Below are 20,285 nucleotides of genomic sequence, written 5' to 3'. Positions count from 1 at the left end.
GATTTTTGCAGAATCAAGCAAGAAAACTTGTTATTGGCCTTATTTTTTGATATGCTAGAAGTGTCTTCAGGGCAGGGTGCAATTCCCGACCGGCGGTGACCGTTCTGAATGATTTTTGAGCAGCTTTTGTCTGGATATGCTTTCTTGTATATTCAGCAGCGATGTTCATGAATCCTCCAGCAATGGAAGTCCGCGAGCGCAAAGCTGATGTGGTGCGACTCCACAACCGACAGTAAAGTCTGGATGGGAGAAGACAAAGGGTTTTTGCGCTTGGCAGTTGATACTCTTTGCAGCTTCTTTCGATTTGTAAAAATTGGAGGAATTTTTTTATGAAAAAAACACAAAGCTTAGCTATTATTGCTATTTTATCAGCACTTTCTTTTGTGCTCATGATTTTCAACTTTCCCATTATTCCGGGTGTTGATTTTTTGAAGCTTGATTTTAGTATCATTCCGATTTTATTGGGATTAGTGCTGTTTGATTTACGGAGTGCCTATGCCATTCTCTTTGTGAGAAGTCTGCTCAAGCTTTTACTGGATAATGGCGGGCCCGGCGGTATCATTGGTCTGCCGATGAATATAGCAGCGCTTGGTGTCTTTGTTTTAGCTTTTGGTCTTATTTGGAAGAACAAAGAGCAGAAGAAAGCATTTGTCATTGCCAGCGCTGTCGGAACAGTTGCCATGGCTGCTGTCATGGTCGTTTTGAACTATGTTTATGCCATTCCGCTTTATGCCAAGTTTGCCGGATTTGATATTGCTAAATTCATTGGTGTTGGGAAATACTTAGTCAATATGGTTATTCCTTTTAATCTTCTTGAGGGAGTTATTTTTGCAGTCAGCTTTGCGGTCATCTATGCAGCAGCTAAGCCGATTTTGAAAAATTATAGAATTCATGAGAAATAAACAACTTTATCTTTTGGGAGCCTCTTTTGCTGCCTTACTCTTTTTGTTGCTGGGATATACGGTTAAATTTTATCCTGATGCTTTAAAAGTTTTTGACAGCAGTGTGCAGGAGGCAATACGCGGCGATTTGCCTAAAGGCGCAACGATGTTTTTTAAAGCGGTAACTCATCTGGGACATGAGACTTATATTTTTGTTTATGTCTTTTTCATCGCCTTGATCTTTTATTTTTGGAAAAAATGGAAGGCAGAAGCCTGCTTTTTAGCTGGCAATCTTGTTTTAATGGGCATTTTTTCGACGGCTTTTAAATATTTGTATCATCGTGCAAGACCTGACCTTTACTACCTCATTGCCAAACCGATGGGGCCGTCCTTTCCTAGCTGGCATGCGGCATCGACCATGATTGTTGCCCTGAGCTTGGCCTTAATTGTTCAGCAGCGGATGATAAAAGAAGAGCTTAATCGGATTGCACAGGCAATACTGATTCTCTTGGCGGTCTTAACAGCCCTGTCGCGGATTTATTTGGGGGTTCATTACCCTTCTGATATAGTGGGAGGCTGGCTGCTTGCCGCTGCCATTGCCGCCTTTGTCTATCCTTTTTACGATCAAAAACGGTTTGAATGGCGTTTTCAAGGTCGGCAGAAGTAGCAGAAAATTAGTCTTAATAATCTAGAGGAGCTGTTCATGGTACGGTAAACGTATCTGCGGAACAGCTCTTTTTGCTTAAAAAAATTCCAGTAATTGCAGCAATTCTGCTATAATAAAGTTAATATAGCAGAGCTGTATTTGAAAAAATAGATTTAAAAGTCCTCTAGGACTTTGCGCAGCAGCCTTAGTGGCTTTAGCGGCTTTAGCCGCAAAGCTGCTAACAAATTGAAAGGAGCTATTAATGAACGTGCATAAGCACCGCCATCATGGGCATCACCATGATATCTCTAATCAGTCAACCAGTCGCATTTTTATCGCTTTTATGTCCAATTTTGTTTTTGCCATTGTTGAGATGATTTTCGGTGGTATTTTTAATTCCAGTGCCATTTTAGCTGATTCTGTCCACGATTTTGGCGACGCCTTGGCTATTGGTCTGTCTTATTATTTTGAGCGCCTGTCCAAGCGCAGAAGTGACTATCGGTATACGCTGGGCTATTGGCGTTTTAGCCTGCTGGGAGCTTTGATGACCGCCGTTATTTTGATTATTGGATCTGCCTTAGTTTTATTTGAAAATGTCCAAAAAATAATGCATCCTGAGCCGGTTAACTACAATGGGATGCTGATCCTCGGTTTGATTGCTATTGCTGTCAATGTTGTGGCCAGCCGTGTTTTAAATGGGGAGGAATCTGAGCATGAGTCCATTTTAAGCCTGCATTTTCTTGAAGATACTTTAGGCTGGGTGGCTGTTATTATTGTTTCACTGGTTTTGAGAGTGACGGACTGGTATATTCTTGATCCGCTCTTGTCTGTGGCGATTGCCCTCTTTATTTTGAGTCAGGCCCTGCCTAAATTTATCAGGAATCTGTCTGTATTCTTGGAACATGCTCCCGGAAATTGTGATGTTCAGGAGCTGGAGAGGGAAATTTTGGCACTGGAATGGGTTCAGGCCATCAACCAATTTAACCTTTGGTCCTTAGACGGCCGCAAAAATATTGCCATGATTCACCTGCTGGTTGCTCCTGATTGCAATGAGCAGCTGTTAAAAGACCGCGTTCATCATCTGTTTCAGGCCTATCATATTGTGGAGTCGGCTGTTGAATGCGATCACTCAACCTTCCAGCACCTGCACCACAGTCCTTATATAAAATAGCTGAAAATGTTATAATGAAAAGTATGGAAAAACGTTATAATACTTTAAACGCCTACTATCGCAGGATTTTTGGCGAAAAAATTTTTAAAGTGCCTATTGATGCTGGCTTTGACTGTCCTAACCGTGATGGCACGGTGGCCCATGGCGGCTGTACCTTTTGCACGGTGTCCGGTTCTGGTGACGCGATTGTGGCTCCGGAAGCACCTATTCGCGACCAATTTTACAAGGAAATTGATTTCATGCATCGTAAGTGGCCGGAGGTCAAGCAGTACTTGGTTTATTTTCAAAATTTCACCAATACCCATGACAAAGTGGAGGTTATCCGTGAACGCTATGAGCAAGCAATCAATGAACCGGGAGTGATTGGTGTTAACATTGGAACGCGTCCGGACTGCCTGCCCGATGAGACGATTGCTTATTTAGCAGAGCTTTCTGAACGGATGCATGTGACAGTTGAGCTGGGGCTGCAGACAACCTACGAAGAGACCTCGCGGCTGATTAATCGGGCGCACAGCTATGACCTGTATGTGGAGACGGTTGAACGTCTGCGGCAGTTAGCGCCCAAAGCAGAAATTGTCTCCCATCTCATCAACGGCCTGCCCGGTGAAACCCATGAGATGATGCTTGAAAATGTCCGCCGCTGTGTGACGGACAATGATATTAACGGCATTAAGCTTCACCTTTTGCACCTCATGACCAATACCCGCATGCAGCGCGACTACCACGAGGGACGCCTGCAGCTGCTCAGCCAAGATGAGTATGTCAATATTATCTGTGACCAGTTAGAAATTATTCCTAAAGATATTGTTATTCATCGAATCACAGGAGACGCACCGCGCGATATGCTGATTGGTCCTATGTGGAGCCTCAACAAGTGGGAAGTCCTCAACGCCATTGATGAGGAGATGGAAAGACGAAATTCATTTCAGGGATGTAAGACGGAGGTGATGGCATGATCAAGCCCATTCAGCTCTCCCATGAGTTTTTGGCAGAGGTTTTAGATAAAGACAGTATCGTCGTTGATGCGACAATGGGAAATGGCAACGATACGGCCTTTTTAGCAGGGCTGGCTAAAAAAGTCTATGCTTTTGATGTGCAGGAGCAGGCTCTCGCTAAAACTCAGGAACGCCTGGCTAATCAGAACTTCACCAATGCAGAGCTAATCTTGGACGGTCATGAAAATCTGGATAAGTACGTCTCTGAGCCTATTCGCGCAGCCATTTTCAACCTAGGCTACCTGCCGAGTGCGGACAAATCTGTGATTACAAAGCCAGACACAACTTTAGCTGCTATTGAAAAAATTTTAAACCGCTTAGAAATTGGCGGCCGCCTGTCTCTCATGATTTACTATGGGCATGAAGGCGGCAATATGGAAAAAGACGCTGTGCTTGACTTCATCAGTCAACTGGACCAGCACCTCTTTACAGCCATGCTCTACCAGCCGGTCAATCAAATCAACACCCCGCCGTTTTTGGTGATGGTGGAGAAGTTGAAAGAGTAGGGCATGAGTGAACAATTAGCTCTTAATTGGTAGTTCTAAAGATAAATAGACTAAAGAACAGTAAAAAATCCTAGTTCAATTAATTAAGGTAATGAATTCCTTTTCTGTTAAACAATTGAATAGTAAAATGAAACAGCGACCTGATTCCTAAATTGTAAGGGAATCAGGTCTTTTCATTTTTTCTCTAGAAACGCTCAGAATCTTAAAATCGGTCGTCAAATTCTAACTGTCCATAAACCTTAAAATTTTTGTAGTGGTGAAGTTTTGTTTTGAAATATTCGAAAACACTTTTTCATTGGAACATTTCAAGATGCTTCACAACTCAGTATATCAAAGGCCAATCTTATCTAATAAGAGTATGATAGCTTTTTATTATTGATTGAAAACAGAAAAAGCGTACACGTTGGCACACTTTGATCAAATTAATATTTCGATTTTACTACTGAAACATCTTGATAAACTGAATTAAATACACTATTTTTCAGGAATCCTGTTTTGACATTTAATGCATTAGCAGTTCCTGCTGCGGAACCATATTTTAATACATCAACAAAGGATTTATTTTTATCAATGGCAGATAGGATACCACCAACTGTCGCATCACCGGATCCCTGTGTATTAATAGCGTTAACTTTTGGAAATGTGATTTGATAGAATTCATTTTCGTATTTGATAAGTGATCCGTTCGCTCCTAATGATACAAAAATGATAGGAATATTAGAAAGCAGCTCATCAGCCATGATGTTTTTTTGCAGTGTTTCCGCATCAGTGGTTATTTTCGTATTTAGTAATTCAGCAATTTCAGTTTCATTAGGTTTAATGATATCTGGTAGAAAACCTGAATTTAAACAATCTTTTAACGCACTACCGGAAGTATCTAACAAAATTTTTATATTTTGATTTAGTTTTCTTATTTTTTGTATTAAATCAGAATAAAAATAACGCGGACAATCTAGTGGCAGGCTGCCATTAATTGAAATTGCTGTGATATTTTTGGTTTTAACGTAAGATTCAATTTTTGAATCAAGTTCATTTAAAACAGATTGAGCAACGGCTGCTCCTAATTCATTTATTTCTGTTTTCATATTTTCTTTATCTAAAATGACATAGCAGTTTCTGGTTTCATCATTTGTACGGATAAAATCTGATGAGAACTTATCATTTTTTGTTTGGGAAAGGATGTAATCTCCATTCATTCCGCCAATAATGCTGATTGCAGTGGTTTCTGTGCCAAGTATTGCAGAAACTCGTGCAGCGTTAATTCCCTTTCCTCCCACCATTTTGGTTATTAAATTTACCCTGTTTAATTTCCCCGGAGATAATCTATCAACTTTATAAAGGTAGTCTACAGAAGGGTTCATAGTAAGTGTGATAATCATATAAAATTTCCTTTCCAAACATTATAGTATATTTATATATTTTGAGTACTCTTCTTTTTTTATGGGATCCCAGTTATCATCGCTGACTAAAATATCAAATGCTTCCAGAGGAGCAAATGTTATCATATCAGATATTCCAATTTTTGATGTATCTGCTACAATGATTTTTTTATCCGCACAATTCATAGCTGTTAACTGTATGCTTCCCTGTGTAGAATTGCTTGTGGTTACTCTATTTTTGCTGATACCATTTGTTGAACAGAGAGCAAAATCAATGTTCAGGTCTTTAAAGGAAGCTTCGGCAATCGGTCCGAGAAACTCACCGGTTTTCTTATAAAACTCACCGGCAGTTAATATGATTTGATTGTCATATTCCAGCAACGCTTGAAAAGCAGGGTAACTGTTTGTGACAAATCGTATGTTTTTGCTTGCTAAATAAGGAATTGCCAAAAGAAGTGTGGTACCTGCACCGAGATATACGGTGGAGTTGCTGGGAATTAAATCACCAAGTTTTTTTCCTATAATATTTTTCTTTTCGACATTAAGCAGCAGTTTCTCATCTGTTGAAAATTCAATGTGTCTTGAACGATCAACAGATAGTGCTCCACCGTGCTCCCGTTTTAGTTTTCCATGTTCTTCTAATTGTTTTAAATCACGGCGAATTGTAACTTCAGACACCCCAGTTATGGCGGCAATCTCAGAGGTTGTCATCATTCCTCCGTTCATATTGATTAAATCAATGATTTTATTCCATCGAATATTTTTTATCACTATCTATACCTCTCGCTATTTATATTTGTTTTTATTATAGTATACAATTAAGTAATAATCAATAAATAATCTATTTCGAAAAAAACATTCAAAAAAGTTTCGAAAATGATTGACTTATGAATTATTTTGATTATAATTAGAAGTGTAAGCGATATCACATTAGAAAGGAGGGATTGTCATGATTAGTGAAATGTTCAAAGAAGATTTGATTGACTTGGACGTCATTGTATCCGATGAAGCGCAGCTGTTTGACCTAATAGGAATGAGGGTTATAGAAAAAGGTGTTGCGGAATTAGGATTCATTACTGGTTTAGAGAAACGAGAGCTATCATACCCGACAGGATTACAATTTCCTGAAATATCAGTTGCATTTCCTCATGTAGATAGTAAGTATATTAAAGAACCATTCATCTATATTGCAAGGAACAACAGTGTTCTGGATATTAGGCAAATGGGCGATGCAGCTGAAATGTCTGCCAGAGATTTCCTGTTTTTAGGAATCAAAGATGGGTCTAAACAGCCACAATTATTAGCAAATATGATGGCAGCATTTCAGGATAGTGAATTTGTAAGTAAATTTAAAAACATTACAACTAACGAAGAAATGTACAATTTGGTTGTAAGTCGTTTTGAAAATTAAAAAGGAGTATTACTATGAAAACAATTTTAGTGTGTTGTGGTTCGGGTGTTGCCACAAGCCCTCAAGTAACAAATAAAGTAAATGAATATCTGGTTTCAGTAGGATTAGATGGATATGCTAAAGCAACCCCTAAACCGATTGAAACAGCTAAATCAACTATCGAAAGTGATCCAAGTATTATTGTATATATTGGAATTGCACCAGCGAATAAAGAACTTCAAGGGGTACTTGATGAACATGATGTCGTTGGAATGGTTGGCTTGCCGTGGCTGACAGGTATGGGACAAGATGAGGCAAACGATCGTATTAAAAAAATTGTTGAAAAATATAAGCAAGCATAACTAAAAATATAGAATTCTCAGGGGGAATTTATTATGAACTGGAATGACATTGTTCAAGCAATATTGGGAGTTGGCTCTACTGTTCTTATTCCTATCTTTATTGCTATCTTAGGTTTGATCTTTGGGATGAAGCCTTCTAAAGCTCTGCTATCAGGACTTTATTTAGGTACTGGTTTTATTGGTATGAGCTTAGCTATTAATCAGTTAACTGCAGCAGTTAGCCCAGCCGCAAAAGCCTTAGCGAAAAACACAGGAATTAATTTGCCGGTTGTTGACTTTGGTTGGACAGGAGCTTCAGCAATCACTTGGGCTTGGCCGCTTGCATTTACATTCTTTGCGGTTGAACTTGGAATTAATTTAGTTATGCTACTTAGTAAAATGACCAAAACATTAAATGCAGATATGTGGAATGTATGGGGAGTTGCTCTGACTGGTTACATTGTGTATCAATTCTCTGATAATCTTGTTTGGGGATTTATTGTTGCTGGTATTCAGGTCATTATCTCTCTGAAATTGGGAGATATGTGGGCAGATGAAATTAAAGATATGCTAGGTTATGAAGGTGTAACTGTAACACACATTGAAACATTCACTGCTGTTATTATGAGTCCTGTAAATAAGTTAATGGACTATATCCCTGTGTTTAATAAAAAATGGGATGCGGATGCGTTAAAACGTAAAATTGGTATTTTGAGTGAACCTGTCGTGATGGGGGCAATTATTGGCTTGCTTCTAGGGTTGATTGGACAGTATGGGATTGCTAATTCATTGAATCTTGCAGTCACAACTGGTGCTGTAATGGCAATTTTTCCAGTAATGGCTAAATTCTTTATGGATGCATTGACGCCATTTGGTACTACAATGAGTGACTTCATGAAAAAACATGTCAAAGGTCGTGAGTTTGTTATTGGCTTGGACTGGCCAATTGTTGGTCAAAGTACCGAACTTTGGGTAACAATGGTGCTCTTGATTCCTGTATCTATTCTGTTTGCTGCGGTTTTGCCAGGCAATGAAATTCTGCCTCTTGCTGGTGTTATTAATTATTGCCTAGGTGTAGGCGGTCTTTTGCTGACAGGTGGCAATTTACTGAGAATGCTTGTCCTAGGTATTATCTATGAACCACTGTTTTTATATGGATCAACTTATTTTGCAGGTATCTTTACAAAATTGGCCAAGAGCACTGGAGCAATAAATGTTCCTAAAGGGGCAGAAGTTTCGTGGAGTTCTATTGAAGCACCAGATTTCCGTTTCTTAGCAGCTTGGGCGGGCCGTGGTAATGTAATGGCAATTGTTGGTTTTGTGGCACTGTTAGCCTTGTTCTATATTTTGTACAGAGGATTTATGAAAAATCCAATCCCAACAAATAAATACAAAGATTAGTAAATTTTTAGAAGGAACTGAGTATGAATGTAACATCTAAAATGTTTTGGACTTTCCTAAGTTTCTTAGCATTTCTATTGTTTATAACGGCTATTTATACAAAGTTATATTGGCTGAATATTTTTGTGATTGTGCTAGGCTTATTAGTAAACAAGCAAGGAATGTCTATTCTGTTCCCTAAAAAATATTTAGAAAAGAAAAATATAGCGTCAGAAAAATGAACGCGATACGTGAATCTAAAGGAAAATAGAAAGGTCGATTAGTTATGAGATATCCAGCAGGTCGTATTCCATTTGAATATGAACGTGAAGATTTGGCAAAAGTTGTAAAAACAGTTATGGATCGCCGTGATACTAATATTGTTGGAGGAAATATCAGTATTCGTGTGACGGACGAAGAAGGAAAAGAATACTACGTAATGACTCCTACAATGATGTCTGAGGCTTATTTGGGTCATTTAACGGCTGATCAAATTTTAGTAATTGAGCCACATACGCGCAAAGTCCTTTCAGGTAATGGTAAGGTCACTCGTGAAATTAATATGCATGAAGCGATTTATGATGTTAATCCAGATATTAAATGTGTATTCCATTCACACGCTGATCAATCAATGTTTTGGGCTACTATCGGGTTAAGTATGCCAAACTTAACAGAAGCAACCCAAAAATTGAAAGAAATTCGGACATTAGACTGGCACCCTATGTGTTCTGAAGAATTGGCAGAATATGTTGCTGAAGAGATTAAAAAAATTGGCGACAAAGCCTTGCGAAATGGCTTCTTATTAAATTCTCACGGTACTTTGTTTACATCTGGCGGGAAAAATATGGATCCAATTACAGCTTTACATAAATCTTTAGCAGATGTTGATATCACAGAATGGAATTCTAAAGTAGCGTATGAACAAACTGTTTTACAACATAAAGGTGTACTGGATGGTTACTATTCAGAAGGTGTTAAAATTGGGACATGGGAAGATGTTAAAGCTGGTGAAGCTTTGTATAATACAGTAACTGTTCAAAATAAAAATGGGGATTAATAATACCTGTTAATGTTTAATCTGTTGCTAAAAAAATACCCATTGCAATTCAAGCAATGGGTATTTTAAACTTTATTTAACTGAGACTTCCGGCTTAATGAAGAAGCGCTCCTCATCAATGGGAATAATCTTGACATGGTTATCGTAGAAGTTTGACAGAACTTCTTGGGTGATGATGTCTTCTTTTTTGCCTTGGGCAACAATTTTGCCTTTCTTCAAAAGCAGAATATGATCCATGGTGCCGGTAATTTCCTCAGCATGGTGGGTGACATACAAAATTAGGGGAGAATGCGGCAGTTTAGCAATCAGGTCAACTTGCTGGAGCAGTTTTTCTCTGGCAAAGAGATCAAGCCCGCTCGTTGCTTCATCTAAGATGATGATTTCCGGCTCTTCCATTAAGCTTCTGGCAATCAAGAGGAGTTGTTTTTCGCCTTGTGACAGGCCGGCATAGGTGCGGCCGAGCAGGTGTTCTCCGCCGATTGATTTCAGCATGTCACGCGCTTCATCCAGCTCCTTGTCACCGTATGCTTTATAGAGGATGCTGGATTTGTATTTTCCGGTCAGAACAATTTTTTCAGCCAGCATATTTTTAGGCAGGCGCTCAGCAATAAAGGAGCCGACAACACCAATTTTAGTCCGCATATCGGGGATGTTTCCCTGTCCGAATTTGGTACCTAAAACTTCAACCTGACCGTCAGAAGACCAGTACTCAGCCATAATCAGTTTCAGTAAGGTTGTCTTGCCGGAGCCGTTGAGTCCCAAAATGGCCCAGTGTTCTCCCTTATTAACCTGCCAGTTCAGATTGCTCAGCAGCGTCTTACCCTGTCTTTTCAAGCTTACATTCTCCATTGAAATAAGTGCCATCTTTTACCTCTTTGTCGTTTAATTGTTATTTATTATAACACAAAAATATGATAAAATAAGCGCAAAAGGAGGGATTATGTTTAAGAACAACAGACTATTCTATTGGACAGTAGAAGTTTTGCTGCTGACCCTGATTCTTTTTACCTGGCGGCAGATGGGGAGCCTGCTTAAGCCCTTTTTCAGTGTTGCTAAGACATTCTTTATGCCCTTTTTACTGGGCGGTTTTCTTTATTATATTACTGATCCCATTGTGACCTTCCTAGAAAAGCATTTTAAAATAAAACGGATTTGGGGCATTTTGATTATCTTTATCGCCTTAATTTCCCTGATGGTTTTCTCAATTACCAGCCTGATTCCCAATCTGATTAATCAGCTGACGGATTTGATATCGGCCAGTCAAAATATCTATGTAGGACTGCAGGATTTGGTTAATGAATGGAAGGATAACCCGGCCTTTAAAAATATTGACATTAACGATCTTTTGAAACAATTCAACTTGTCCTATGTGGATATTTTGGAAAATGTTCTCAACAGCGTAACCGTCAGTGTTTCCAGTATTGTTTCCATGATTACAAATGCTGTGATGATTTTGATTCTGACACCGGTTGTTTTATTCTATCTGTTAAAGGATGGCGAAGGGCTCCTGCCCATGCTGGAGCGCTCTATTCTAAAGAACGACACCCACAATATCAGCAAGCTTATGGGACAGATGAATAAGACCATCTCACGCTATATCAGCGGTGTTGCCATTGATGCAGCCTTTATTTTCGTCTTTGCCCTGATCGGCTACCATTTCATGGGAATTCAGTATGCCTTCCTCTTTGCCTTAGTTGCGGGAATTACTAATGTTGTACCCTATGTTGGTCCTTATTTGGGGCTGACACCGGTCGTTTTAGCCTATGTTGCCAGTGATCCGAAAAAAATGATTATTGCTATTATCTATATCATGACCTTGCAGCAAATTGATGGCAATATTGTTTATCCGCGTGTTGTTGGCAGTGCCATGAAAATCCATCCTTTGACCATCATGGTGCTTTTGGTCTTAGGCAGCAATATTGCCGGGCTCGTTGGTATGTTGGTTGCAGTACCGGCCTATGCTATCATCAAAGAAATCGTCAAATTCATCGCTGGTGTTTATGAGTATCACAAGAAAAACAAAATTGTGTTATAATAGACTGACTATATATAATTTAGGAGAAAGATAACGAATGGAAGACCCGGGTAGTCAATCCTTAATCTTACAATTTTTAATACTGCTTATTTTGACGCTTTGCAATGCTTTTTTCTCGGCCACCGAAATGGCTCTGGTATCTTTGAATCGTGCGCGCGTTGAACAAAAAGCTGAAGAAGGTGAAAAAAAGTACATCCGTCTCTTGAAGGTTTTAGAAAAACCGAATCATTTTCTCTCAACCATTCAAGTTGGCATAACCCTCATCACCCTTTTATCTGGGGCCAGTTTGGCAGATTCTTTGGGGCGTGAAGTTGCTTCATGGTTTGGCAATTCGGCGACCGCACGAACGGCAGGCAGTGTCATTGCCCTTGCTTTTCTGACCTATATTTCAATTGTCTTAGGGGAGCTGTATCCCAAGCGTATTGCCATGAATCTGAAGGATAATTTGGCCGTCTATTCAGCTCCGATTATCATTCTGCTGGGTAAGCTTGTCAGTCCTTTTGTCTGGCTTTTGTCAGCTTCAACGAATCTGCTGAGCCGTATAACGCCCATGACTTTTGATGATGCTGATGAAAAAATGACGCGTGATGAAATCGAATACATGCTGACAAACAGTGAAGAAACACTGGATGCTGATGAAATTGAAATGCTGCAGGGCGTCTTTTCACTTGATGAGCTGATGGCGCGTGAAGTTATGGTTCCTAGAACTGATGCCTTCATGGTGGATATCAATGACGATACCAGTGACATTATTCAATCTATTTTGAATGAGAGATTTTCCCGTATTCCTGTTTATGATGGGGATAAAGATAAGATTATTGGTTTAATTCATACAAAGAGGCTCTTAGATGCTGGTTTTAAAGAAGGATTTGACCATATTAATCTTCGCAAGATCTTACAGGAACCGCTTTTTGTGCCGGAAACTATTTTTGTCAATGACCTTTTAACAGCTCTGAAAAACACCCAAAATCAAATGGCTATTCTGCTGGATGAGTACGGCGGTGTGGCAGGCTTGGTGACGCTTGAGGATCTCTTGGAAGAAATTGTCGGTGAAATCGATGACGAGACGGACAAGGCTGCGGTCTCTGTCCGCGAGATTGCCGACAATACTTATATCGTTCTTGGAACGATGACGCTTAATGATTTCAATGAATATTTTGAAACAGACCTTGAAAGCGATGATGTTGATACGATTGCCGGCTTTTACCTGACTGGTGTCGGAACGATTCCAAGTCAGGATGAAAAAGAACATTTCACTGTTGACAGCAACAATAAGCACTTGGAACTGATTAACGACAAGGTCAAAGACGGCCGGGTAACCAAACTGAAATTGCTGGTAACCGAAATTGAAGAAGCAGAAGATGAAAAAGACTAAACAGAATGTTAGTCTTTTTTTCGTTTAAAGTGTTATAATAAGAATAAGAAAAACGTTTACAGGAAAGAATATTATGACAGAAGAAATTGACTACAGGAAGGTAACCGGACTTGTTCATTCAACAGAATCATTTGGTTCTGTTGACGGTCCGGGCGTACGTTTTGTCGTTTTTATGCAAGGCTGCCAAATGCGTTGCCAATATTGCCACAACCCGGATACTTGGGCGTTGACCAATGACAGAGCAACCGAAAGAACAGCAGAAGATGTTTTGGAGGAAGCCCTGCGTTTCAAGGGATTTTGGGGCGATAAGGGCGGTATCACAGTCTCAGGCGGTGAGGCCACTCTTCAAATTGACTTTTTGATTGCCCTTTTTACCTTGGCAAAAGAAAAAGGAATCCATACAACTCTGGATACTTGTGCACTGACCTTCAGGAATACGCCCAGCTATCTGGAAAAATATAATAAGCTGATGGCAGTCACTGATTTGGTGCTTTTGGATATCAAGGAAATTGATCCCAAACAGCATAAGATTGTTACCGGTCACGGCAATAAAACAATCCTGGCCTGCGCCCGCTATTTATCGGATATCGGCAAACCTGTTTGGATTCGTCACGTTTTAGTGCCCGGTCTGACAGACCGCGATGAGGATTTGATTAAGCTGGGTGAGTTTGTCAAGACCTTGAAAAATGTTGAGCGCTTTGAAGTGCTGCCTTACCATACCATGGGAATCTTCAAGTGGCATGAACTGGGTATTCCCTATGCTCTGGAAGGTGTCAAACCGCCAACGCCGGACCGCGTCCGCAATGCCAAAGAACTCATGCACACAGAAACCTATGAAGAATACAAGCGCAGAATCAATGGTTAAAAAATCCAGTGCTGACAGCTAAAAAGCAGTAAGTCGCTATTACTGCGCAGCTGTTTTGAAGACAAAGAACAGCTTTTTAACGTATTTGATGCTTATAAGTGATTACAAAAGACCGGAATGACAGTTTCCGGTCTTTTCAGTGTTCCTTTCTAATGTTTAAAGCGATGAAAATTTTTGAGCAATAACGGCTAGTTTACTCTTTGTTTCTGGAAAATTCATCCTAGCATAAGATTTTAGGGAGCTTGTCATAACTTTCTTTTAAAGCAAACTGCTTTGCCTTGCATAGCAAAAACTGAGATATGACATCTTTTGGCGGTGTCCGATTTAGTCAACTTTTCAGAATGAAGCGGAGTGGACTTATTTTTATTCTAACTATCAATTGGATATTACTGAAGAAAACTATCATAAGAAATATAAAAACTATATTCAAGAAACTTCATCATACTTTGCTTATAACAAAGAGAGTTCTGAGAAGAATCACCAAATAAAAGGGAGGAAGCTAACCAAGGATAATCATAAATTTCCCCAATAAAAGATCAGTAACAGAAAGTATTCAAAAAAATATCTAAAAATGTTAGTTTTCTTTGAAAGGGGTTGCAAAGACAAAACACAAAGTGTATAATGTATCTATACAATAAGTACAATGTATTTTAAGAAGAAAGGAGAGTTCTATGAAACAAAATAATAAAATTGATTTTTCCGAACTAGAACGTATGTCTGCATTTGGTGGAGCTGACCGTGGTCAAAGTCAACCACAAGCAGTATCACCAATTGTCTCAGCAACTATTAAAATTTGTGTGCCTACAGTTTCAGCGGTAACAACATTTTTATCATGTAATAAATCTTGTGGATGGGGCTGTAAATAACTCTTAAATTTGTATTAATTATTAAGCTTATTGTATTAATAAAAACTTCTTAAAATACATTGTTTTATATTATTTACCATTCTATAAAAGAGATTAGAGAAGTATTTGCTATAATAAAGTGGTAAATAATTTTGTATGGAGGAAAATTGTTTGGATATACTGATTAGTTATCATTCAAAGGAACCAATATATGAACAAATTGTAATACAAATTAAATCGAAAATTTTACATGGGGAATTAGTGGCAGGGACAACTATCCCACCTATCAGAGTACTTGCTAAAGAACTAAGTGTTAGTATTATAACTGTGAAAAAAGCATATGAGATATTACAATCTGAAAAGCTAATAACATCTGTTGTGGGGAAGGGGACAGTGGTCTCTGGAATAAGCAGCCAGCTAATTAGGGAAAATATTGAGGAGACTGTTGAAAGTAAGATACGAGATTTGATTTCATTTAGTAAAGATAATGGTTTAACTGAAGAAGAAATAAAAAATATTTGTCTACGAATTTTTGATGAAAGGAATAGGTCATGATGGAAGATGGATTAAATATACTAGAAGTAAAGGACTTGTCAACTACTTATAAAAATTCAGGATTTTCAATTTCAGACCTTTCCTTTTTCATTCCAAAAGGTTGTATTGTTGGATTAATTGGAGAAAATGGTTCTGGAAAAACAACTATTATTAATTCTTTGTTAGGATTAAAAAAAATTGACTCTGGAAAAATTCAATATTGGGGCAAGTCTTTTGATATAAATGATATTGATTTGAAAAATAGAATAGGAGTATGCTTTGATGAGATATACTTACCTAAGAATTTAAAAATATCTCAGGTTGAAAGAATATATCGGGACATGTACAAAGACTGGGATAAAGACTATTTTTATGAAACTTTAAAAAAATTTAATATTTCTCCCACGAAAAAAATTAGTGACTGTTCCAAAGGAATGCAAAAAATGTTTACTATTGTACTTGCCATAGCTGCAAATCCTGAATTTCTTATATTGGATGAACCAACAAGTGGTTTGGATCCAGTAAAAAGGAAAGACATCCTAAATATTTTTCAGGAATTTGTACTAAAAGAAAGCAGATCGATTCTATTTTCAAGTCATATAACAACAGATATTGAACAAATAGCTGATATTGTTATGTACATTAGAGAAGGGGAAATTGAGTTTATTGAACCTATCACGAAGCTGTTATATGAGTATGCTTTAGTTAGGTGTTCAGAAGCAAATTTTAAATTAATTAATCAAGAAAAGATTCTCGCATACCAAAAACGTCCACATGGATATGATATTTTGATATCTACTCGAGATGATAAAATACTATCAAATAGCAATTTAGTCATCGACTATCCAAATTTGGAAGATATTATGAGTATTTATTCTAAAGGAGTGATAGTGTGAAAAATTTATTCAAAAAAGATTTATTAAGCTCAGGAATGGATTTTCAGTGGATAAGTATATTTTTTTTAATATTATCAATAGCTTTAACTGTATTTAAACTTGGGGATTATTTTCCAGTAATTTCATATTTAATTTTAATTCTGGCACCATTAATGTATTTTTTAAATATTTTTAATTATACCGAGATTGATTACTATAAGTCTGAACTATTTTTTCCAATAAAAATATATAAAGTAGTCCTATCACGTTATATTACTTATGCATTTATTACAACTCTTTCGTTGTTCTATATATTAGGAATTTCGTATGTTCGAAAAGTGGTATTAGGAGAATCACTTCAAGAATATCAGGTTAATACAATAAGTTTGGGGGTTGCAGTAGCATTATTTTTTGCATCTTTTGTTTTAGCAGGTTCTTTTGTTTTGGGTAATAAGAACATAAAAACAATAGGAATTGCTAGCTTCGCATTAACATTAATCCCAATTAGAATATTTATGGAATTATGTAAATACTTTTTAAAATTGAATAATGTTTTTGATGTGTACAGGTACCGATTTTTGATTTTCCTTTTAATTATTACTTCAATAGTTGTATATATCATTTCATTTTTTATATCATTGATAGGTTTCCCAAAAAGACTTAGGAGGCAATAAGGTCATGCGCTCAATGTGTCGTTTACTTTTGTTGAGAGATGTTCAGAATTTGAAAATTATAGCAATGTTAGTTGGCATAACAATGATTTTAAGTTTTGTTGAAAGAGTTCCTGAACTAACACTATTGATAATGATTGTACTAATTTCTGGAATATATGCTGGAAATAAGGTTGAAAGAGAAAAGGCAAATATTTTAGAAAATCTATTCCCGATAACAATTGAAAAGCAGGTACAATCAAAATATATCCTGCTTTTTTTAAAAGTTATAGTAGCTTGTCTTGTATATATACTTGTATATTATGGAGTGTATTTAAAAATTGATTACCTGTTTTTTGAAGAATTGATTTTGTTTATTATTCTTTCAACAAGCTTAGGGATTGTTTCTGTATACAGGGATATGCTTAGAGAAAATCTGAATAAATTTGTTTATTTTTTTATTCAATTAGTTTTATTATTTGAAGTTTCAATTATCGAATTAACAAATGATTATTTTTATTTAAACTTAACAAATGCTAACATTCTTTTTTTGAATTTTAGTATTAATTTTATTTTTTCATTGTTGGTTTATTTTCTCACAATAAAAGGTGTGACGGGTAAGAAAGGGAAAACACTATGATTGAGTCAATTTATAGCATTATTGAAGATGAAAACCTAATTGACAGAATGGTAAGCTATCTTAACTTTAAGGAGAGATTGAGTGAGATTGCGCATAAGTACCAATTTTCGGAAGCTAAGATAAAGAAGATTTTGAAAGAAGATTTAAGGTAATGATTCTAGTATTTTTGATACATCTATTTTAAATATGTTTTATGAAAACAATTTAGTAAATTTTAATTCAGAAAATGGTAATAATATTGAGAAAAAGGCGTTTCAAGAACTTCCTTATAGTAAATGTAAATCGTTTGATGAAGCATTTTTATTCATGAAAAAACAATAATGTGTAGATACTAAAATTTTAAACACCAGCTGGTAGATGCTTCAATATCCAACCCCAAGCTTCTTTTGCTTAATGGCATCAAATTTGGTAAAATGAGATGAATAATAAAAACGAGGTAATATTATGTCTAAAATTTTAGTTTTTGGTCACCAAAATCCTGATACAGATGCTATCGGTTCATCAGTTGCTTATGCTCATTTAAAAGCTCAGCTTGGTTTTGACACTGAAGCTGTTGCTCTTGGAGCTCCTAATGAAGAGACAGCTTTTGTACTTGATTATTTTGGTGTTGAAGCACCGCGTGTGGTTACGTCTGCTAAAGCAGAAGGGGCAGAACAGGTCATTTTAACCGACCATAATGAATTTCAGCAGTCTATCGCTGATATTCGTGATGTTGAAGTGATTGAAGTGGTTGACCACCATCGTGTTGCCAACTTTGAAACAGCAAATCCTCTCTACATGCGTTTAGAGCCGGTTGGGTCTGCATCATCTATTGTTTACCGCCTTTATAAGGAAAATGATGTGGCTATTCCTAAAGAAATTGCCGGGCTGATGCTGTCAGGCTTGATTTCAGATACTCTTTTGCTGAAATCTCCAACGACTCATGCCAGCGATCCGGCTGTTGCTGAAGACTTGGCTAAGCTTGCCGGTGTTAATCTGCAGGAGTATGGTCTGGCGATGCTTAAAGCCGGTACCAATTTGGCCAGCAAATCTGCGGAAGAATTGATTGACATTGATGCTAAAACCTTTGAGTTGAACGGCAATCAGGTACGTGTTGCACAGGTGAATACAGTTGATATTCCTGAAGTTTTAGACCGTCAGGCCGAAATTGAAGCCGCGATTGCCGCTTCACAGACTGCCCATGGCTATTCCGATTTTGTCTTGATGATTACTGATATTATCAATTCAAATTCAGAAATCTTAGCTCTGGGTGCCAACACAGATAAGGTTGAAGCAGCTTTCAATTTTAAGCTTGAAAATAATCATGCTTTTCTTGAAGGAGCTGTGTCGCGTAAGAAACAAGTGGTGCCTCAGCTGACTGAAAGTTTCAATGCTTAGTATAATAGTAGAATAGATAAGAAAGCTAGAACGTATGTTTTGGCTTTTTTACTTTGTAAAACACTGAATGGCAGCAGCGTTGCTTTTTCTGCCAACAGTTTATTTTATGATACAATAGAACTATGAAAATTCAAGATTTACAAAGCGGAGACTTGCTTTTTACGGCAGATCAGTCTGATATAGCTGAGGCCATTAAGGCGGCAACGGGAAAATATAATCATGTTGCTATTTATTTAGCTGGTGAGGTTTACCATGCAACAGGAGAAGACGGGGTTATTAAAGAGGATTTAGCCGCGTTTTTAGCTGACGAAGACCAAACTGTTTTTGTTTACCGCTATCCGCAAATTGACACACAGGCCGTTTACCTTGAAGCCCAAAAACATCTGGGCAAGCCTTATAATGTCAGCTTTTATCCGACAGCTCAGGCTTTTTACTGCTCGCAGTACATTGCGGCAATTCTGCCGATTTTTGAGACCATTCCCATGCAGTTTGGCGATGAGGAAAAGCCTGTTTCTGATTTCTGGCAGGCCTATTACGATGATTTGGGACTGGCTGTGCCCCTGAATCAGGCGGGGACCAATCCCAGCCAGCTGGCTCGGTCTGAGCGTTTAGCTTATGTAGGAGAGCTTGATGATTAAAATTTATAATGTCAGCAAATTAACGCGTCAGCCATTTTTTCAAGAGCTCATTCAATACCTGGAGGAGCATGACGATGTGAGTCTGCGCCAGATTAAAAGGGAATTTCCGCAGGAGCAACACCTAGAGCGCTCGATTGAAAATTACGTCCAGGCAGGCTATATTTTGCGGGAAAATAAGCGCTATAGCAATGCCTTCGAGCTTTTGGAAAGTCTGGATGGTCTGACACTGGACAGCCAGATTTTTGTGGATGATCAGTCGACTGTTTATCGTGATTTGCTGGCTGTGACTTTTGAAACCCGTCTAACCAATCAGACCAATGAAGCTGTGCTGCTTGAAAAAACGACCATTACCAGAGATAGTCTGACACTGTCCAACTACTTTTTTAAGCTGAAAGAAAAGCTGCCTTTGTCGCCGCCGCAGGAACTTCTCTATGAATTGCTGGGGGATGTTAATCCGGAATATGCTCTCAAATACCTGACGGCTTTTCTGCTGAAATTCGGCAGAAAGGATGAAGTCGCTCAAAAGCGCCCCGATATTTTTGTTCAAGCTTTGGAATTATTAGGCTATATTGAAAAAAATCAGCAGGGCAAATATGAGCTGAAGCTGTCTTTTGATAAGGATAAATTGGTTTTTGAAAGCTAAAAAAGCGCTGTGATGAGTATATTGGCCTTGGTACAGGAGATTTGGAAAAAAGCAAAGGTGAG

General features: G+C 37.9%; 25 protein-coding genes and 1 riboswitch. Of the genes, 22 read left to right on the top strand and 3 right to left on the bottom strand.

The window, feature by feature from the left end; translation table 11 throughout:
* The first annotated feature begins 58 nt into the window (after window positions 1–58).
* A riboswitch (FMN riboswitch) is annotated at window positions 59–259 on the top strand.
* 70 nt (window positions 260–329) lie between these two features.
* From G573_RS0109945 to mnmM, 5 genes are all read left to right on the top strand, one after another.
* Complete coding sequence (locus tag G573_RS0109945) at window positions 330–902, top strand: ECF transporter S component (RefSeq protein WP_037586898.1); 573 nt, start codon at window positions 330–332, stop codon at window positions 900–902.
* Window positions 892–1,548, top strand: coding sequence for a phosphatase PAP2 family protein (locus tag G573_RS0109940; RefSeq protein ID WP_027976589.1), 657 nt, complete (start codon window positions 892–894; stop codon window positions 1,546–1,548). Before G573_RS0109945 ends, G573_RS0109940 begins: the two co-directional genes overlap by 11 nt.
* A gap of 241 nt (window positions 1,549–1,789) precedes the next feature.
* A complete protein-coding gene (locus tag G573_RS0109935; RefSeq protein WP_027976588.1) occupies window positions 1,790–2,698 on the top strand; it encodes a cation diffusion facilitator family transporter in 909 nt (302 codons plus the stop codon).
* A 23-nt stretch (window positions 2,699–2,721) separates the two neighbouring features.
* Window positions 2,722–3,654, top strand: coding sequence for a tRNA modification radical SAM protein MnmL/YtqA (gene mnmL, locus G573_RS0109930; protein WP_027976587.1), 933 nt, complete (start codon window positions 2,722–2,724; stop codon window positions 3,652–3,654).
* Window positions 3,651–4,199, top strand: coding sequence for a tRNA 5-(aminomethyl)-2-thiouridylate-methyltransferase MnmM (gene mnmM / locus G573_RS0109925; RefSeq protein WP_027976586.1), 549 nt, complete (start codon window positions 3,651–3,653; stop codon window positions 4,197–4,199). Before mnmL ends, mnmM begins: the two co-directional genes overlap by 4 nt.
* A gap of 422 nt (window positions 4,200–4,621) precedes the next feature.
* Here the strand turns inward: mnmM and G573_RS0109920 are convergent, their stop codons facing one another.
* Both G573_RS0109920 and G573_RS0109915 read right to left on the bottom strand, forming a co-directional pair.
* A complete protein-coding gene (locus G573_RS0109920) occupies window positions 4,622–5,578 on the bottom strand; it encodes a 1-phosphofructokinase family hexose kinase (RefSeq protein ID WP_027976585.1) in 957 nt (318 codons plus the stop codon).
* Between the two features lie 21 nt (window positions 5,579–5,599).
* On the bottom strand, window positions 5,600–6,349 hold the full coding sequence (locus G573_RS0109915) for a DeoR/GlpR family DNA-binding transcription regulator (RefSeq protein ID WP_027976584.1): 750 nt from the start codon (window positions 6,347–6,349) through the stop codon (window positions 5,600–5,602).
* Window positions 6,350–6,527: 178 nt separating this feature from the next.
* Between G573_RS0109915 and G573_RS0109910 the strand changes: the two genes are divergently transcribed.
* Genes G573_RS0109910 through G573_RS0109890 form a run of 5 tightly spaced genes read left to right on the top strand, consistent with a single transcriptional unit; the run spans window position 6,528 to window position 9,746 of the window.
* Window positions 6,528–6,989, top strand: a complete 462-nt coding sequence (locus G573_RS0109910; protein WP_027976583.1) for a PTS sugar transporter subunit IIA — start codon at window positions 6,528–6,530, stop codon at window positions 6,987–6,989.
* A gap of 14 nt (window positions 6,990–7,003) precedes the next feature.
* Window positions 7,004–7,330, top strand: coding sequence for a PTS sugar transporter subunit IIB (locus G573_RS0109905; RefSeq protein ID WP_027976582.1), 327 nt, complete (start codon window positions 7,004–7,006; stop codon window positions 7,328–7,330).
* A gap of 33 nt (window positions 7,331–7,363) precedes the next feature.
* Window positions 7,364–8,710, top strand: a complete 1,347-nt coding sequence (locus G573_RS0109900) for a PTS galactitol transporter subunit IIC (protein ID WP_027976581.1) — start codon at window positions 7,364–7,366, stop codon at window positions 8,708–8,710.
* A gap of 23 nt (window positions 8,711–8,733) precedes the next feature.
* Window positions 8,734–8,931 (top strand): hypothetical protein, encoded by a 198-nt coding sequence (locus G573_RS11095; RefSeq protein WP_037586895.1) that lies wholly within the window; start codon window positions 8,734–8,736, stop codon window positions 8,929–8,931.
* Between the two features lie 44 nt (window positions 8,932–8,975).
* On the top strand, window positions 8,976–9,746 hold the full coding sequence (locus G573_RS0109890; RefSeq protein ID WP_027976580.1) for a class II aldolase/adducin family protein: 771 nt from the start codon (window positions 8,976–8,978) through the stop codon (window positions 9,744–9,746).
* Between the two features lie 72 nt (window positions 9,747–9,818).
* Here G573_RS0109890 and G573_RS0109885 read toward each other — a convergent pair whose 3' ends face one another.
* Entirely contained in the window at window positions 9,819–10,610 is a 792-nt protein-coding gene (locus tag G573_RS0109885) for an ABC transporter ATP-binding protein (RefSeq protein WP_027976579.1), read from the bottom strand.
* A gap of 76 nt (window positions 10,611–10,686) precedes the next feature.
* Between G573_RS0109885 and G573_RS0109880 the strand changes: the two genes are divergently transcribed.
* The 12 genes from G573_RS0109880 to G573_RS0109825 all read left to right on the top strand — a co-directional run bounded on the left by G573_RS0109880 (window position 10,687) and on the right by G573_RS0109825 (window position 20,223).
* On the top strand, window positions 10,687–11,781 hold the full coding sequence (locus tag G573_RS0109880; RefSeq protein ID WP_027976578.1) for an AI-2E family transporter: 1,095 nt from the start codon (window positions 10,687–10,689) through the stop codon (window positions 11,779–11,781).
* A 37-nt stretch (window positions 11,782–11,818) separates the two neighbouring features.
* Window positions 11,819–13,156: a hemolysin family protein gene (locus tag G573_RS0109875; protein WP_027976577.1), complete on the top strand. Its 1,338-nt coding sequence runs from the start codon at window positions 11,819–11,821 to the stop codon at window positions 13,154–13,156.
* A gap of 73 nt (window positions 13,157–13,229) precedes the next feature.
* Complete coding sequence (gene pflA / locus G573_RS0109870) at window positions 13,230–14,021, top strand: pyruvate formate-lyase-activating protein (RefSeq protein WP_027976576.1); 792 nt, start codon at window positions 13,230–13,232, stop codon at window positions 14,019–14,021.
* A gap of 379 nt (window positions 14,022–14,400) precedes the next feature.
* Entirely contained in the window at window positions 14,401–14,553 is a 153-nt protein-coding gene (locus G573_RS11745; RefSeq protein WP_425423400.1) for a hypothetical protein, read from the top strand.
* A gap of 139 nt (window positions 14,554–14,692) precedes the next feature.
* Window positions 14,693–14,887: a hypothetical protein gene (locus G573_RS0109865; RefSeq protein ID WP_027976575.1), complete on the top strand. Its 195-nt coding sequence runs from the start codon at window positions 14,693–14,695 to the stop codon at window positions 14,885–14,887.
* 150 nt (window positions 14,888–15,037) lie between these two features.
* Window positions 15,038–15,421 (top strand): GntR family transcriptional regulator, encoded by a 384-nt coding sequence (locus G573_RS0109860; RefSeq protein ID WP_027976574.1) that lies wholly within the window; start codon window positions 15,038–15,040, stop codon window positions 15,419–15,421.
* A complete protein-coding gene (locus G573_RS0109855) occupies window positions 15,418–16,296 on the top strand; it encodes an ABC transporter ATP-binding protein (protein WP_051175742.1) in 879 nt (292 codons plus the stop codon). The genes G573_RS0109860 and G573_RS0109855 overlap by 4 nt, the downstream gene beginning before the upstream one ends.
* Window positions 16,293–16,949, top strand: a complete 657-nt coding sequence (locus G573_RS0109850) for an ABC-2 transporter permease (RefSeq protein WP_027976572.1) — start codon at window positions 16,293–16,295, stop codon at window positions 16,947–16,949. The genes G573_RS0109855 and G573_RS0109850 overlap by 4 nt, the downstream gene beginning before the upstream one ends.
* Window positions 16,950–16,953: 4 nt before the next feature.
* Window positions 16,954–17,565: a hypothetical protein gene (locus G573_RS0109845; protein ID WP_027976571.1), complete on the top strand. Its 612-nt coding sequence runs from the start codon at window positions 16,954–16,956 to the stop codon at window positions 17,563–17,565.
* Window positions 17,566–18,009: 444 nt separating this feature from the next.
* Entirely contained in the window at window positions 18,010–18,942 is a 933-nt protein-coding gene (locus G573_RS0109835; protein WP_027976570.1) for a manganese-dependent inorganic pyrophosphatase, read from the top strand.
* 122 nt (window positions 18,943–19,064) lie between these two features.
* Window positions 19,065–19,580 carry a YiiX/YebB-like N1pC/P60 family cysteine hydrolase gene (locus tag G573_RS0109830; protein ID WP_027976569.1) on the top strand — a complete coding sequence of 172 codons (516 nt, stop codon included), beginning with the start codon at window positions 19,065–19,067 and terminating at the stop codon, window positions 19,578–19,580.
* A complete protein-coding gene (locus tag G573_RS0109825) occupies window positions 19,573–20,223 on the top strand; it encodes a DUF1803 domain-containing protein (protein WP_027976568.1) in 651 nt (216 codons plus the stop codon). Before G573_RS0109830 ends, G573_RS0109825 begins: the two co-directional genes overlap by 8 nt.
* The last annotated feature ends 62 nt before the right edge of the window (window positions 20,224–20,285 follow it).

Origin of the sequence: Streptococcus devriesei DSM 19639 (assembly GCF_000423725.1) — a bacterium.
GTDB lineage: Bacteria > Bacillota > Bacilli > Lactobacillales > Streptococcaceae > Streptococcus > Streptococcus devriesei.
This window is presented reverse-complemented; position numbering and strand designations above follow the sequence as displayed.